The sequence below is a fragment of the Agrococcus baldri genome, from assembly GCA_900114805.1.
GTDB lineage: Bacteria > Actinomycetota > Actinomycetes > Actinomycetales > Microbacteriaceae > Agrococcus > Agrococcus baldri.
In genome coordinates this window covers 489,361-504,681 of record FOZN01000002.1, presented here as the reverse complement: position 1 = coordinate 504,681, position 15,321 = coordinate 489,361, and the positions used below count along the sequence as shown (strand labels likewise).

General features: G+C 74.1%; 14 protein-coding genes. 12 read left to right on the top strand and 2 right to left on the bottom strand.

The annotated features are described in order from the left end of the window. Nucleotides 1-80 precede the first annotated feature (80 nt). A complete protein-coding gene (locus tag BM288_RS06610) occupies nucleotides 81-1,502 on the bottom strand; it encodes an MFS transporter (protein WP_318255382.1) in 1,422 nt (473 codons plus the stop codon). After that, on the bottom strand, nucleotides 1,499-2,956 hold the full coding sequence (locus BM288_RS06605; protein ID WP_092917106.1) for a glutamyl-tRNA reductase: 1,458 nt from the start codon (nucleotides 2,954-2,956) through the stop codon (nucleotides 1,499-1,501). The genes BM288_RS06610 and BM288_RS06605 overlap by 4 nt, the downstream gene beginning before the upstream one ends. Before the next feature lie 98 nt (nucleotides 2,957-3,054). Between BM288_RS06605 and hemE the strand changes: the two genes are divergently transcribed. The 12 genes from hemE (at nucleotide 3,055) to BM288_RS06550 (ending at nucleotide 15,280) form a co-directional block, all read left to right on the top strand. Further along, a complete protein-coding gene (gene hemE, locus BM288_RS06600) occupies nucleotides 3,055-4,167 on the top strand; it encodes a uroporphyrinogen decarboxylase (protein WP_318255381.1) in 1,113 nt (370 codons plus the stop codon). Then, the gene (locus BM288_RS06595) at nucleotides 4,164-5,924 is read left to right on the top strand and encodes a protoporphyrinogen/coproporphyrinogen oxidase (protein ID WP_318255380.1); all 1,761 of its coding nucleotides are present in this window, start codon (nucleotides 4,164-4,166) and stop codon (nucleotides 5,922-5,924) included. The genes hemE and BM288_RS06595 overlap by 4 nt, the downstream gene beginning before the upstream one ends. Then, entirely contained in the window at nucleotides 5,921-6,616 is a 696-nt protein-coding gene (gene hemQ / locus BM288_RS06590) for a hydrogen peroxide-dependent heme synthase (RefSeq protein ID WP_092917102.1), read from the top strand. Before BM288_RS06595 ends, hemQ begins: the two co-directional genes overlap by 4 nt. After that, nucleotides 6,613-7,926, top strand: a complete 1,314-nt coding sequence (locus tag BM288_RS14620) for a ferrochelatase (RefSeq protein WP_318255379.1) — start codon at nucleotides 6,613-6,615, stop codon at nucleotides 7,924-7,926. The genes hemQ and BM288_RS14620 overlap by 4 nt, the downstream gene beginning before the upstream one ends. Next, nucleotides 7,923-8,879, top strand: coding sequence for a hydroxymethylbilane synthase (gene hemC / locus BM288_RS14615; RefSeq protein WP_318255378.1), 957 nt, complete (start codon nucleotides 7,923-7,925; stop codon nucleotides 8,877-8,879). The genes BM288_RS14620 and hemC overlap by 4 nt, the downstream gene beginning before the upstream one ends. Before the next feature lie 164 nt (nucleotides 8,880-9,043). Next, nucleotides 9,044-9,850: a uroporphyrinogen-III synthase gene (locus BM288_RS06580; protein ID WP_092917100.1), complete on the top strand. Its 807-nt coding sequence runs from the start codon at nucleotides 9,044-9,046 to the stop codon at nucleotides 9,848-9,850. Between the two features lie 23 nt (nucleotides 9,851-9,873). Beyond that, complete coding sequence (locus tag BM288_RS06575) at nucleotides 9,874-10,350, top strand: aminoacyl-tRNA deacylase (protein ID WP_092917098.1); 477 nt, start codon at nucleotides 9,874-9,876, stop codon at nucleotides 10,348-10,350. Between the two features lie 7 nt (nucleotides 10,351-10,357). Further along, complete coding sequence (locus BM288_RS06570) at nucleotides 10,358-11,065, top strand: class I SAM-dependent methyltransferase (protein ID WP_092917096.1); 708 nt, start codon at nucleotides 10,358-10,360, stop codon at nucleotides 11,063-11,065. A 244-nt stretch (nucleotides 11,066-11,309) separates the two neighbouring features. After that, nucleotides 11,310-12,974, top strand: coding sequence for an ABC-F family ATP-binding cassette domain-containing protein (locus tag BM288_RS06565; protein ID WP_092917094.1), 1,665 nt, complete (start codon nucleotides 11,310-11,312; stop codon nucleotides 12,972-12,974). A gap of 21 nt (nucleotides 12,975-12,995) precedes the next feature. Beyond that, on the top strand, nucleotides 12,996-13,697 hold the full coding sequence (locus BM288_RS06560; RefSeq protein WP_318255377.1) for a DUF305 domain-containing protein: 702 nt from the start codon (nucleotides 12,996-12,998) through the stop codon (nucleotides 13,695-13,697). A gap of 102 nt (nucleotides 13,698-13,799) precedes the next feature. After that, on the top strand, nucleotides 13,800-14,825 hold the full coding sequence (locus BM288_RS06555) for a serine hydrolase domain-containing protein (protein WP_318255376.1): 1,026 nt from the start codon (nucleotides 13,800-13,802) through the stop codon (nucleotides 14,823-14,825). Beyond that, nucleotides 14,822-15,280: a hypothetical protein gene (locus BM288_RS06550; RefSeq protein WP_092917092.1), complete on the top strand. Its 459-nt coding sequence runs from the start codon at nucleotides 14,822-14,824 to the stop codon at nucleotides 15,278-15,280. The genes BM288_RS06555 and BM288_RS06550 overlap by 4 nt, the downstream gene beginning before the upstream one ends. Nucleotides 15,281-15,321: the final 41 nt, after the last annotated feature.

Here is a 15,321-nt window from a genome sequence, read left to right as displayed (position 1 = left end):
GCCCGCAAGGCGGCCTGAGCCTTGCCTCACAGGAGGCTCAGCCCGCGGCGAGTCCTCCTGTCAGGAAGCTGTGCCTGCCGCTACGGCGTGGGCGTCCTCGCGTCGTAGTCGAGGAAGGTGCGCTGCGCGCGCGTGAGCACCGCGATCAGCACGATGATGACGAGGCCGCCGAACAGCGGCGGCGCCCAGAGCGCGATGAGGGTGGCGGCGGCACCCGCGTACAGGTCGCCGATGCGCGGGCCGCCGGCCACCACCACCATGAACAGGCCCTGCGTGCGCCCGCGCATGTCGTCGGGCGCCGCGGTCAGCATCATGGTGGAGCGGAAGATCGCGCTGATCTCGTCGCTCGCGCCCATGCCTGCGAAGGCGAGGCACGCCACGCCCAGCGCCACCCATGACACCTGCGACCAGTCCTGGCCGACCGGCCCTCCCCAGCCGAGGGTCATCGCCAGGATGACCAGGCCCAGCAGGGCGACGAAGCCGCCGTAGACGGTGATCGCGCGCGAGACCGCCAGGCCGTGCCGGTGCACGTGCGCGACGGGTCCCGAGAACAGGCTCGCGAGCAGCGTGCCCATCGCCGCCGCCGCGGTGAGGACGCCGACCGTCACCGGGCCGCCGCCGATGGCGACCGCGCCGACGGCCGGCAGCAGCGCGAACGGGCGGCCGAACGTCATGGCGACGATGTCGACGATGAACGACATGCGGATGTTCGGCGCCTGCCGCATGAAGGCGACGCCGTCGAGCAGTGAGGCCAGGCCCGGGCGCGCGACCGTGCCCAGCGGCGGCAGCTTCGGCAGGCCGACGATGCCGAGGAAGCCGGCGGTGAAGAGCACCGCGTCGACCGCGAAGGTGATCGGCAGGCCGATGGTCGCCACCAGCACGCCGGCGGCGGCGGGGCCGACCGTCAGCATCACGCCCATCGCGATGCCGTTGAGGGCGGCTGCGCGCGAGATGAGATGCGTGGGGAGGATGCGCGGGGTGACGGCGCTGCGGGTGGCGCCCGAGATGGTGGCGGCGACCGTGTTGATCGTCGTCAGCACGTAGAACGGCCACACCTCGGCGCGCTGGCCGTCGGCGATGAGCGCGGCATCCCAGCTGGACAGCGCGAACAGCCCCAGCACCGCCAGCCAGCCGGTGAGGCTCGAGAGCATCAGCACCAGTCGCCGGTCGAAGGCGTCGGCGAGCATCCCGCCCCACAGGCCCGCGACCACCATCGGCAGCAGCGCGACGCCGCCCACGAGCGCGACCATCATCGTGCTGGCGGTCATGTCGAAGACCTGCAGGCCGACCGCCACGATGGTCATCTGCGCGCCGATGCCGCTGATGGCGTTGCCGATCCACAGGCGCGCGAACGCCGGGGAGGCCGTCAGCGGTGCCAGGTCGACGAAGCGGCGCTTCTTGCCGGGTGCCGCGTGCGGATCGGTGCCGCCACCGATGGGCGGCAGGATGCCGTGCGCGCCGGTGGTGGGGTCGCCGCCCGATTCGAGCTGCGGCTCCGTCACGCGACGTCGTCGGCGGCGATGCCGTAGAGCGCGTCGATCGCCGACAGGAAGTCGTCGTGGCGGCCCTCGGCGGCGAGCTCCCGGGCGCGCACGGTCGGCTTGTGCAGCAGCACGCCGGCGAAATGGCGCAGTGCCTGCTCGGCGAGTCGGCGCTCATCCTCGGTGCCGCGCTTGCCGATGCGCTCGAGCTCTGCCTCCATGGCCTCCTGCACGTGCTGGCGCAGCGCCGCGATGGCAGGCCCGACCTGTCGCTCGGCGGTGCCGCGCTCGAAGCGCTCCGCCGCCTTGCGCACCAGGTCGCGGGCATCAGTGGTGGCGGTGAGGTGCTCGAGCGGGGCGTGCAGGCGGATGGTCTCCAGGTCGAGCACCTCGACGCCGTGCACGGTCGCCACATCGGGGTCGACGTTGCGCGGCATCCCCATGTCGACGATCAGCTGCGCCGAGCGGCCGTGCTCGACGGGGCAGCGCGGCTCGTCGGTGATCGCGGCGTGCATGGGGCAGCCGGCGGGAGCGGACAGTGCCGGTGTGGACAGAGCCGGTGCGGACAGTGCCGGTGCGGGTGCGGCAACGGCGCTCGGCGCGGCCCCGGTGTGCGCGCCCAGATGCACCGGGCATCCGGCCGCGCGGGAGGCGTCGGGCTCCGAGCCCGGGAAGGCGTGGGTGGCGGCCAGCTGCTGGCGGCCGGCGCGCAGGAGGGCCGCGTCGACCACGAACTCCTCGGTGCTCGTGCAGGTGACGATGATGTCGGCGCTCGCGGCGGCCAGCGCGGCGTCGCGGCCGTCGACGTGACCGATCGCGTGGCTGCGGGCGAAGCCGTTGCCGCGGCCGGAGGGGCTCCAGACCTCGACGTGCCGGGCTCCGCGGCGGCGCAGCTCGGCGAGCGAGACGCCGGCGAAGCGGCCGGTGCCGACGAGCAGCACGCGCGCGTCGGCGATGTCGATGCGGGCGCTCGCCAGATCGAGCCCGAGCCGCACGATCGAGCGGCCCGCCTCGCCGAGGCCCGTGCGGTTCTTGATGCCGCGCTGCGTCTCGGAGGCGCGCTGGAACAGGCGCTCGAGGTGCGCGCTGGTGGTGCCCGCCTCCTGCGCGATCGAGAGCGCGCGCCGCACCTGACCGGCTATCTCACCCTCGCCGACCACGACCGACTCGAGCCCGGCGGCGACCGCGAACAGGTGCTCGGCGGCGCGAACCTCGGTGAGCGGCTCGAGCGACTCCGGGTGGTGGAAGCCGAGCGCATCCGCCGCTGCGGTCTGCGCGATGCCCGCCGCCGAGCGCTCGTCGGCCTGCACGTCGAGGTAGACCTCGAAGCGGTTGCAGGTGGAGACCACGACCGCGCCGTCGACCGCCGGATGGGCGGCGAACGCGATGGGCAGCTGTGCCGCGTCTGCCGTCGACAAGGCCTCGAGGGCGGTAAAGTCGGCGTTCTTGTGACTCGCCGTGAGGCAGATCAGCACTGACCCATCCTACCGTGTCCCCCGTCCCTCTCGGGCTCCCAGCGGGCGATCGCGGCGGGCTGGCCGATGGGGCCGGGGAAAGTGGGAGAATGGGGGCGATGCCTGCGCTCCGTGAAGACCACCCGCTCAACTCGCGCACCAGCGACTCCCGCCTGGTGCGCGCGTACCGCGGCGACCGCCCCGAGGTCACCCCCGTCTGGTTCATGCGGCAGGCCGGTCGGTCGCTGCCCGAGTACCGCGAGCTGCGCGCCCGCACCGACTCGCCCGCCCGCGACATGCTCGAGACCTGCCTCGTGCCAGAGCTCGCGAGCGAGATCACCCTGCAGCCCGTGCGCCGCCACGGCGTCGACGCGGCCATCTTCTTCAGCGACATCATGGTGCCGCTCAAGCTCGCCGGCGTCGACGTGCGGATCGAGCCGGGCGTCGGGCCCGTGGTGGCCCAACCCATCCGCACCCCGGACGACGTCGAGCGGCTGATCGCCAGCGACCCGGCCGGCCTCGACGTCGCGCTCGAGCCGGTGCGCGAGGCGGTGCGGCAGACGGTCGCGGGTCTGACCGAGATCGGCGACGGCACGACGCCGCTGATCGGCTTCGCCGGCGCCCCCTTCACGCTCGCCGCCTACCTGGTCGCCGGTCGCCCCTCGAAGGATCACCTCGAGGCCCGCACCCTCATGCGCTCGTACCCGGAGTCCTGGGATCGGCTCACCCGCTGGGCCGCCGAGGTCACCGGCCGCTTCCTGCGGGCGCAGGTCGTCGAGGGCGCCAGCGCCGCCCAGCTGTTCGACTCGTGGGCCGGCTCGCTGCCGCTCGACCAGTACCAGGAGCACGTGGCACCCGCCTCGCGACTGGCGTTCGAGCACGTGCGCGACCTCGCCGACGCCTCCGGCCGCCACGTGCCGCTCGTGCACTTCGGCGTCGGCGCGGGCGAGCTCTACAGCGCCATGAACCTCGACGTGGACGCGGTGGGCGTCGACTGGCGCGTGGCGCTCGACGTCGCCCTCGAGCGCATCGACGGCGACGTGACCGTGCAGGGCAACCTCGACCCAGCGGTGCTCGGTGCGCCGTGGGAGATCATCGAGGCGGCCATCGACCACGTGCTGATGGCAGGCTCGGTCGCCCGCGCGCACGTGTTCAACCTGGGCCACGGCGTGCCGCCGACGGCCGACCCGACGGTGCTGACCCGCATTGTGCAGGCGGTGCACGAGCGGTGAGCGCCGACGCGGCCACCGGCGAACCGATGGCGGATGGCGCGGGGCCGGCCGACCACGCGGCGCCGGCCGACCATGCGGTGCCGGCCGACCACGCGGTGCAGACGGATGCGTCGGCCCCCGACGGGCCCGCGCGGTACGACACGATCGTGGCCGGCGCCGGCATCGCCGGCCTGACGATCGCCCACGACCTGGCGGCGCGCGGCTACCGGGTGCTGGTGCTCGAGGCGGCGGAGCGCATCGGCGGCACGGCGTCGAAGCTCGCACTCGCCGCCCCCGGCTCGGACGCGCTGGCGCTCGATGCGGGCGCCGAGTCGTTCGCCGTGCGCGGCGGCGCCGTCGCCGAGCTCATCGGCGAGCTGGGCATGGCCGACGACATCGTCGACCCCAACCCTGCGGGCGCCTGGCTGCTGCTGCCCGGCGGCGGCGGATCGCATCGCGCCGTGCCGCTGCCCAAGCGGACGCTGCTGGGCATCCCCTCGACCCCGCTCGCGCAGGACGTCATCGACGCGCTCGGCTGGGGCGGGGCGCTGCGCGCCCACCTCGACCGCCTCATGCCCGTGCTGCGCATCGGCACCGATGACGCGCTCGGGCCGCTCGTGCGCCGCCGCATGGGGCAGAAGGTGCTCGACCGGCTGGTCGCGCCGCTCGCCGGCGGCGTCTACTCGGCCGACCCCGAGCAGCTCGACCTCGCCGTCGTCGCGCCCGGTCTCAACGGCGGCATCACCCGCACCGGCTCGCTCTCCGGCGGCGTCGCGCTCGTGCTCGAGGAGCGCGCCGCGACCCCCGGTGCAGCCGCCGCGACCGGCGCCAAGCCGGGCAGCGCGGTGCAGGGCCTGCGCGGCGGCATCCACCGCATCGCCGAGGGGCTCGCCGAGCGGGCGCTCGCGCATCACGCCGAGATCCGCACGGGCGAGCGCGTGCGGTCGGCCGCCGAGACGGGCTCCGGCTGGCTCGTGACGACGGATGCCGGCAGTCACGCCGCGTCGTCGCTGGTCGTCGCGCTCCCCGAGGCAGAGGCGCGCCGCGTGCTGGAGTCCGCACGGTCGTCGGCCAGCGGCCGTGGGCCGCGCATCGAGACGACCGGCGATCCATCGAGCGAGCATGGTCTCGATGCGCCCGACGCCGTCGGGCTGCTCGACCAGCGGGACCAGGAGCAGGGCGTCACCGTCGAGCTCGTCACCCTCGTCTTCCCCGCCGGCGCCATCGAGGGCGACCCGCGCGGCACCGGCGTGCTGGTGGCCGCCGACGCCACGCAGGTGCGCGCGAAGGCGATGACCCACGCCACCGCGAAGTGGGCGTGGCTGCGCGAGGCCGCGGGCGGCCGCGAGATCGTGCGCCTCTCCTACGGCTCCGGCACCGCCGCCCCGGCCACGGCAGGGCTCGACGACGATGCCGCCGCCGCGCTGGCGCTCGAGGACGCGCGGGCCATCTTCGGCACCGCGCTGCCCCAGCCCCTCGCGAGCGCCCGAGTGCGCTGGGAGCAGGGCCAGCCGGCGAGCATCATCGGCGCCCGGCAGCGCCAGCAGGCGCTGCGGGATGCCGCGGCCGCGCACGACAACCTGCTCGTGGTCGGCGCCGCCGTCGCCGGCACGGGCCTGGCGCAGGTGGTGCCCGACGCCCGCAGGGCGGCGCTCGAGATCCGCCGCGAGCGCTTCGCGGAGCCGGGCACCCCTTGGACGGCAGACATCGCGCCCGAGGAGGCGCTGGACGACACCGCCGCAGCGGCGGCAGAGGCAGACGAGCGAGGAGACACATGAGCGACGAGACGCCCATCGGCGACGGCTTCACCATCTGGGCAGTGTTCAAGCGCGGCAGCCAGGCGCAGACCACGCACGGCTCTGGCGGGCGCGCCCCGCTGGCTGATGAGCTCGCCGCGCTGGCAGCGCAGGGCGTGGTCACCCGCGGCATCTACGACATCTCCGGCATGCGCTCGGACGCCGACATCCTGGTCTGGATGCACGGCACGCCCGGTGGCGGCACGCCTCCCGAGGCGCTGCAGGCGGCTGTGCGCCGCATCCGCCGCTCGCGCGAGCTCGCCGGCACCGAGCAGGTGTGGGGCGCGATGGGCGTGCACCGCGACGCCGAGTTCAACAAGCGCCACGTGCCCGGCTTCCTGACCGGCGTCGAGCCGAAGGCGTGGGCGACCGTCTACCCCTTCAACCGCTCCTACGACTGGTACCTGCTGGAGCCGACCGAGCGCAGCCGCATGCTCGCCGAGCACGGCCGCGCCGGCGCCGCCTACCGGGGCGTCGTGGCCAACACCGTCTCGGCGTTCGCGCTGGGCGACTACGAGTGGATCCTCCCGCTGGAGTCCGACGAGCTCACCGAGCTGGTCGACATGATGCGCGAGCTGCGGGCCGTCGACGCGCGCATGCACGTGCGCGAGGAGATCCCCTTCTTCACCGGTCGCCGCATCGGCACCGACGAGATCGAGGAGGTGCTCGCGTGAGCGAGTCGATGGAGATGAGCCAGGCGGCAGCGCCGGCCGGCGGATGCTGCGGTGGCGGCTGCTGCGGCGGCGTGCAGGCGCAGACCGAGCAGCAGCAGGCGCAGCAGCAGGCGCGGCGCGAGACGAAGGCGCCCGCCGCGACCGGCGTGCACGTCGAGCCCGGCGCGGCCGTGCCGAGCGCGACGCCCGCCGCGCAGGCCGGCCCCGAGCACGTCGAGGAGCCGGTCGCCTACGACGGCATCCTGCTGTCGGGCTTCGGCGGGCCGGAGGGGCAGGACGACGTCATCCCCTTCCTGCGCAACGTCACGCGCGGCCGCGGCATCCCCGACGAGCGGCTGGAGGAGGTCTCCACCCACTACCGCCACTTCGGCGGGGTCAGCCCCATCAACCAGCAGAACCGCGACCTGAAGGCCGCGCTCGAGGGCGCGCTCGCCGCGGCGGGCGTCGAGCTGCCGGTCTACTGGGGCAACCGCAACTGGGCGCCCTACCTCGACGAGGCGCTGCAGCAGGCGGCCGACGCGGGCGCGGCCAAGCTGCTCGCCATCCCCACCTCCGCCTACTCCTCCTACTCCTCCTGCCGGCAGTACCGCGAGGACTGGGCCGACGCGCTGGAGGCCACCGGCCTGCAGGCGACGCTGCAGATCGACAAGGTGCGGCAGTTCTTCAACCACCCCGGGTTCCTGGCTCCCTTCGTCGACGGCGTGCGCGCATCCGTCGACGAGGCACGGGCGGCCGGCTTCGCCGATGGCGACATCGAGGTGCTCTTCGCCACCCACTCCATCCCCACAGCCGACGCAGAGCGCTCGGGAGCGCCCGACCTGCACCAGTGGGGGCCGGGCGGCGGCTACGAGGGCCAGCACCTCGCCGCCGCGGAGCACGTGATGGCCGAGGCTGCGCCCGACGTCGCCTGGCAGCTCGTCTACCAGTCGCGCTCCGGGCCCGCCTCGCAGCCGTGGCTCGAGCCCGACATCAACGACGCCATCGGTGCGCTGCAGGGCCGCGCGGCCGTGGTGATCGTGCCGCTCGGCTTCGTGAGCGACCACATGGAGGTCATGTGGGATCTCGACGAGGAGGCCATCGAGACGGCCACCGAGGCGGGGCTGTGGGTGCGACGCGCGCCCACGCCGGGCGTCGACCCCCAGTACGTGAGCGCGCTCGTCGACCTCGTGCAGGAGCGGCTCGAGGGCAGGCCGGTCGCCGAGCGGAAGGCGGTCACGTCGATCCCCGCCTGGTACGACGTGTGCCGGCCGGGCTGCTGCGAGAACCCGCGCCTGGGCTTCCGCCCCGCGATCGCCGGGCTGCAGCCGTGAGCGGCGTGCTGAAGGTCGGCACCCGCGGCTCCGAGCTCGCGATGGCGCAGTGCGGGGCGCTCGCGAAGCGCTTCGCGGGCGAGGTCGAGCTGGTGCCGATCACCACGCAGGGTGACACCGACCGCTCCTCGCTGCAGCAGATCGGCGGCACCGGCGTGTTCGTCTCCGCGCTGCGCGACGCGCTGCTCGACGGCACCGTCGACGTGGCCGTCCACTCGCTGAAGGATCTGCCGACGGGCGCGGCCGAGGGCATCGAGCTCGCCGCGATCGCAAAGCGCGAGGACCCGCGCGACGCGCTGGTCGCCCGCGACGGGCTGACCTTCGCGCAGCTGCCGGAGGGTGCGAAGGTCGGCACCGGCTCGCCGCGCCGCATGGCGCAGCTGCGCGCGGCCCGCCCCGACCTCGAGGTGGTCGACCTGCGCGGCAACGTGCCGACACGCATCGCCCGCGCGCTCGGCGACGCCGAGACCGGAGAGGGCGCCGACCTCGACGCGGTCGTGCTCGCCCTCGCCGGCCTCAAGCGACTGGGCCTCGACGGCAAGGCGACCGACACGCTCGAGCTCATCGACTTCCCGACCGCGCCCGGCCAGGGCGCGCTCGCGGTCGAGGTGCGCGCCGGCGACGCGGCATCCCGCAAGGCGGTCGCGAAGACCGACCACGCCGCCACCCGCGCGGCGGTCGAGGCTGAGCGGCACGTGCTGGCGGGACTCGAGGCCGGCTGCGCGGCGCCGCTGGGCGCACACGCGGAGGTCGCCGACGGGATGCTCTTCCTGACGGCGAGCGCCTACGCGACCGACGGCACGAAGCGGCTCACCGCATCCCACGCCTACACGCTCGACGAGCGCACGGCTGCCGAGTACGCCGAGGCGGCGCGCGACGTCGCCGGGCGCGCGGTCGACGAGCTGATGGAGGCGGGCGCCGCCGAGCTGATCCACGAGCGCCCGGCGGGCTGAGGGGCGCCCGGCATCGCTGCTGCGCTCAGCCAGAGGGGCTCTCGACACGGCTGCGCCCGGCGGCGGAGATCCTCCGGTGCGTCGTCCGCCACGCGCGAACGGTGCGCCGTCGCGGTCCTCTCCGGTGATTGGATGCTTGCCACGCGATCCGACGGAGGAGACCCATGCGCGTCCTGATCCCTCGCGGCGGCAGCTGGGGCGACGACGTCGCCCGGCGCGTCACCGAGGCCGGCTTCGAGCCGCTCATCCTGCCGCTGGTGCAGATCGAGCCGGCCGAGGACCAGCAGCAGCTGCAGGCCATGTTCGGCCACCTCGCCGACGGCCGCTTCGACTGGCTCGTCGTCACCAGCCAGTCGACCGTGCGGGTGCTGCCGCGGGTGCCGGCGTCGGTGTCGGTCGCCGCGGTCGGCAACGTCACTGCGGCCGCCCTGCGCGAGCGCGGCGTGCCGGTGGCCTTCATCCCCACGAAGCAGTCGGCAGCGGGCCTGGTGGACGAGTGGCCCATCCGCGAGGGGCGAGTGCTGTGGCCGCACGCGCTCGACGCGAAGCCCACGATCGCCGACGGCCTGCGCCAGCACGGCATGCAGCTGAGCGAGGTCGTCGCCTACCGCACGAGCCCGGTGTTCGACTCTGCCGACCAGCTCGTCGAGGCGATCGAGACGGGCGCCATGCCCGTCATCGATGCGGATGCGCTGCGGCAGCAGGAGGAGATGCAGGCGGCCGGGCAGGACGGCTCGGAGGGCGTGCTGACGGCGGTCGAGCCCGCCGAGACGCCGATCGACGCGGTGCTCGTGACCTCGGGATCGGTCGCGAAGCAGGTCGCGCGGCTGGGCCTCGCGCCCGCCACGCGGATCATCGCGATCGGCGAGCAGACCGCCGAGGACTGCGGTCGCAGCGGTCTGCAGGTGGCGGCCATCGCGAAGCACCCGAGCGCCGCCGGCCTGGTCGACGCGCTCGTCGCCGCTGCCTGAGCGCGTCGGCGTAGCCTGGGCGCATGGCTGACACGAACCTCGCACTCGAGGCGCTTGCCGCATCCGGTCTCGAGCACGAGGTGACGCGCCACGGGATGGTCCGCTCGCTCGCCGAGGCGGCGGAGGCCCGCGGCGTCGAGCCGGCCGACATCATCAAGACGATGGTCGTGCGGCGCGGCGAGGACGATCATCTGCTGGTGCTCGTGCCCGGCGATCGCACGATCTCCTGGCCGAAGCTGCGGGCGCTGCTGGGCGTCAACCGGCTGTCGATGCCGGATGCCGACGCGGCCTTCGAGGTGACCGGCTTCCGGCGCGGCACCATCACGCCCTTCGGCACGAAGCAGCCGCTGCCGGTCGTCGCCGACGAGCGGGTGCTCGGCCGCCGCGTCTCCATCGGCGCCGGCGACCACGGCGTCGCCGCGACGGTCGACGGGCATGCGCTCACGCAGCACCTGTCGGCGACGGTCGCCGACGTGACCGACCCCGAGCAGCCGGGCTGAGGCATCCGTGGGTCACGACTTCGACGCCGACTACTGGCAGGCGCACTGGCGGGAGACCGGCGAGGGCGACGACGTGCGCCTGATCCCCGCGAGCCCCTACCTCGAGACCGAGCTGGACGAGCTGCGGCCGGGCACCGCGCTGGATGCCGGATGCGGTGAGGGCGCCGAAGCGATCGAGCTCGCGTCGCGCGGGTGGCGGGTCACGGGCGCCGACATCTCGGCGGAGGCGCTGCAGCGCGCACAGGCGCGGGCCGAGGGGGCGGGCGCCGAGCTCACGTGGCTCGAGGCCGATCTCGGCCGGTGGCAGCCGGAGGCGCCGTTCGACCTCGTCACCACGTTCTATGCGCACCCCGACATCCCGCAGCTCGACTTCTACGCGCGCATCGCCGAGTGGGTGGCGCCCGGCGGCACGCTGCTGATCGTCGGGCACCTGCGCGGCGGCGGGCACGCGCACGACGGCGGGCACGGGCAGGACGGCGGCCACGCGCACGGCGGCGGGCTGGCGCACGGCGGCGGCCACGCGCACGGCGGCGACCACGCGCACGAGCCGGAGCACCCCGTGGAGGCGACGGTCCGCGCGAGCGACGTGGCGGCGCTCCTCGACCCCGAGCGGTGGAGCGTCGTGACGGCGGAGGAGCGGCGGCGCGAGATCCCCGACCGCGAGGGCCGCCCGCGACTGCTGCACGACGTGGTCGTGCGCGCGACGCGACACTGACGTGTCGGCGACCCCGACGCATCCGCGGCCCGACGCGTCGGCGACCTGACGCATCCGCCCTTGCCGCCTCGGGCAGCGTGGCGTAATGTCTCCCGAGCAATCGCGGGTGGTGTCAGTGCCCGCGCCCTCCGCACGAGAAGAGCCGAGATGACCGACCGCACGGGAGCCGCGACCACGCGCTGACCCGACCGCACTCGCACGGTCGATCGATCCGTCAGCGCATCCCACGCTCTCGGAGGATCTCTTGGCACACTCCGCCATCGCGCTCTCGCGCGTCCACTTCTCATGGCCCGACGGCACCCCCGTGCTCGACGGCGTCTCCGGCGCGCTCGGCCACGGCCGCACCGGCCTGGTCGGCCGCAACGGCGCCGGCAAGTCCACCCTCCTGCGGCTGGTCGCGGGCGAGCTCACCCCTGCCTCCGGCGAGCTGCAGCTGCACGGCACCGTCGCGACGCTGTCGCAGCAGCTCGCGCTCGGGCCCGGCACGGTGGCGGATGCGCTCGGCATCGCGGGCGTGCTCGGCGCGATCGAGGCGATCGAGTCGGGCGACGTCGCGCCCGAGCGCTTCGACGAGGTCGGCGACCGCTGGGGCGTCGAGGCGGAGGCGCTCGCCGAGCTCGCGGCGCTGGGACTGCCCGCGCTCGAGCGGACCGGCGGCGCCGAGCTGCTGCGCCGGCCCATCGCGGCGCTCTCCGGCGGCGAGGCCGTGCTGGTCGGCCTGGCGGCCATCCGCCTGCAGCGCGCCGACATCGCGCTGCTCGACGAGCCCACCAACAACCTCGACGCCGACGCGCGCGAGCGGCTCTACGACGCGATCGGCAGTTGGCGCGGCACGCTCATCGTCGTCAGCCACGATGCGACGCTGCTCGAGCGGGTCGATCGCATCGCCGAGCTGCACGGCACCGACCGCCCGGGTGCGGGCGGCGGCCGACTCCGCACCTTCGACGGGCCGTACTCGGTCTATCGCGAGGCGATCGCGGCCGAGCAGGCGACCGCCGAGCAGCACGTGCGCGATGCCGAGCAGCAGCTGCGGCGGCAGCGACGGGATCGCATCGCGGCCGAGCTGCAGCTGGCCGGGCGCTCGCGCATCGCCACGAAGGCGTACGCCGAGAAGCGCGAGCCGCGCGCGGTCATGAAGCTCAAGGCCCGCTCGGCGCAGGTCTCCGCCGCGAAGCACCGCGACCTGCACGACGATCGGCTGCGCAGCGCCGAGTCGGCGCTCGCGGAGGCCGAGGCGAGCCTGCGCGAGGATCGCGCGATCCGCATCGCGCTGCCCGACACCCGCGTGCCGCCCGCGCGCGACGTGCTCGAGCTGACGCTGCCGGGCGCTGCCCCGATCCTGGTCGGCGGGCCCGAGCGCATCGCCCTCACCGGCGCGAACGGCGCCGGCAAGACCACGCTGCTCGATGCGATCGCCGGGTTCGGCACCGCGGCACATCCCGGTAGCGATCGGCCAGCACCGGTCGCGCAGGTGACCCGCCGCATCCGCCAGACCGCGATGCTGCCGCAGCGCATCCGCTTCGACGACGAGGGAGCGAGCCTGATCGAGGCGGTGCGGGAGACCGCGCCGACCCGCACGCCGCAGGAGGTGCGGGCGCAGCTGGCCAGGTTCCTCTTCCGCGGCTCGCGCGCCGAGCAGCGGGTCCGCGAGCTCTCGGGCGGCGAGCGGTTCCGGCTCGCGCTCGCGCGGCTGCTGCTGGCCGACCCGGCGCCGCAGCTGCTGCTGCTCGACGAGCCGACCAACTCGCTCGACCTCGACTCGATCGATCAGCTGGTCGAGGCGCTCGCGGCCTACGAGGGCGCCCTCATCGTGGTGAGCCACGACGCGGCCTTCCTCGAGCGGCTGGGCACGACGCGCCGGTGGGCGATCGAGGGCGGTCGCCTCCACGATCGCCCCGGCACCGCGTGATGGCCGGGCATGCGATCGGCCGTGCACCAGACCGAACCCGGCCGTTGCGACCGAGCACCGCGTGGTGCAGATTCGGTCGGAAGGGCACGCGGAGCGCGGCTCTCGCATCCGGAAGGAGTATTGACCATGGAGCATGACGCTGACGACATGAGCGAGCGGTCACAGCCGGAGGGTGGCAAGCAAGAAGGCCCAGGCGGCATGGCGATGTATCTCCGGTTCGCAGCGATGATCCTCACCGGCATGGTCGTCATGTATGCGGTCATGTACGCAGGCTCGTGGGAGTGGGGGCACGTGCGCTGGAGTGAGAGCAGGCTCTTCATGGCGCTGACCATGGGAGGCGCGATGGGGATGGTGATGCTCGCCTGGATGCTGCACATGTACAAGAACCCGAAGGCCAACATCGCCGTCATCGCGGTCAGCGTGCTGCTGCTGGGTGGCGGCATCGTCCTCGACCGCACGCAGCTCACGGTGGACGATGCCGACTTCATCAGCGCGATGATTCCCCACCACTCGCTCGCCATCACCCGCTCCGAGCGCGCTGGCATCGAGGATCTGCGTGTGTGCCGGCTCGCTGTCGAGATCAGCGAGGCGCAGCGGCGGGAGATCTTCGAGATGAGTTGGCTGATCGAGGACATCCGCACCAACGGGACCGCGACGACGGCGGAGGCAGCGGAGTCGCGACCGGTGCCGTCGTACTCGGAGCCTGCGGAGCGTGAGTGCTGACGCACCGGTGGGCGCTCGAGGGCGGTCGGCTCCACGATCGCCCCGCCACCGCGTGAGGGCGGGGCGTACGATCCAGACACGCAGCAGCAGGCACGGAGGCGGATGATGCAGGTCGACCAGGGCAGGCTCGACGAGGCGATCGCACGGCGGCCGTTCACCGGCGTCATCGCGATCGACGTGGGCGATCGGCGCGTGCTCGAGCGCGCCGAGGGCTTCCTGCACCGGGCGCATGGCGTACGGATGCGTGCGGATGCGCGCATCGCGATCGCGAGCGGCAGCAAGGCGTTCACGGCGCTCGCGATCCTGCGGCTGGTCGAGCAGGGCGATCTGCGCCTCGACCAGCCGGTGCGCGAGCTGCTCGGCGACGACCTGCCGCTCATCGACGACGCCGTCACCGTCGAGCAGCTGCTCGACCACACCTCGGGCATCGGTGACTACCTCGACGAGGAGGCCGACTGGGAGGTCGACGACTTCGTGCTGCCGGTGCCGGTGCACACGCTGACGACTGCCGAGGCGTTCCTGCCGATCCTCGACGGCTTCCCGCAGGCCTTCCCGCCGGGCGAGCGCTTCGCCTACAACAACGGCGCCTACGTGGTGCTCGCGGTGCTGCTCGAGCGGGTGACCGGCGAGACCTACCACCAGGCGGTGCAGCGGCTCGTGCTCGATCCGGCGGGCATGTCGCAGACGGGCTTCCCGCCGCTCGACGCGCTGCCGGCCGATGTCGCACTCGGCTACCTCGACGACGAGGGCGACCTCGTGAACACGCTGCACCTGCCGGTGCTCGGCAACGGGGACGGCGGCGCGTTCACCACCGCAACCGACCTGCACACGTTCTGGCGGGCGCTGCTCGACGGCCGCATCGTCGGGCGGGAGACCGCCGAGGCGATGATGCGGCCGCGCAACGAGGTGCCCGACGAGCAGATGCGCGCGGGCATGGGGCTCTTCCTGCACGCGGTCCATCCGGTGCTGACGCTCGAGGGCTACGACGCCGGCGCCTCATTCTGCTCCTGGCACATCCCCGAGACAGAGACCACCGTGAGCGTGCTCGGCAACAGCTCCGAGGGCGGCTGGCCGGTGATGGGCGTGCTGCGCGACGCGATCGGCGACGCGATGGCGGCGGGTGCATGAGCGACCCGCACGTGCTGGGCGAGGGCCTCGCCCCCACGCCGTTCACGGCCGACGAGATCCGCGCCGGCTGCCCAGACGGCCACTGGCTGCTCGTGCGCACCGAGCGCGCGGGGGTCGAGACCTTCCACCGCAACGGCTTCGAGGAGGGCGACGAGGCCGGCTGCACGCTGACCTCGGTGGAGACGGATGCGTCCGGCCGGCCCACGTGGGACGTCTCGCGGCAGCGTGCCACGTGGCTCGACCTGCAGGCCCACGCCGCCTTCCCGGCCGAGCGCACGACGGTCGCGCCGGAGCGCATCCGTCTCGCCTTCGGGGAGCGCGAGTGCCTGCGGTACGAGGTGACCGGCGACGGCGGCACGACCACCTTCTGGTTCGCGCTCGACCACCCGGGCATGCCCGTGCGCCGAGGCTCCGGCGACGGCGTGGCGGAGGTGGTCGCGCTCGCGGGCGCCTGAACGGGCACGCCGCGCGTCGGGCCGCGCCGGTACCCTGGAAG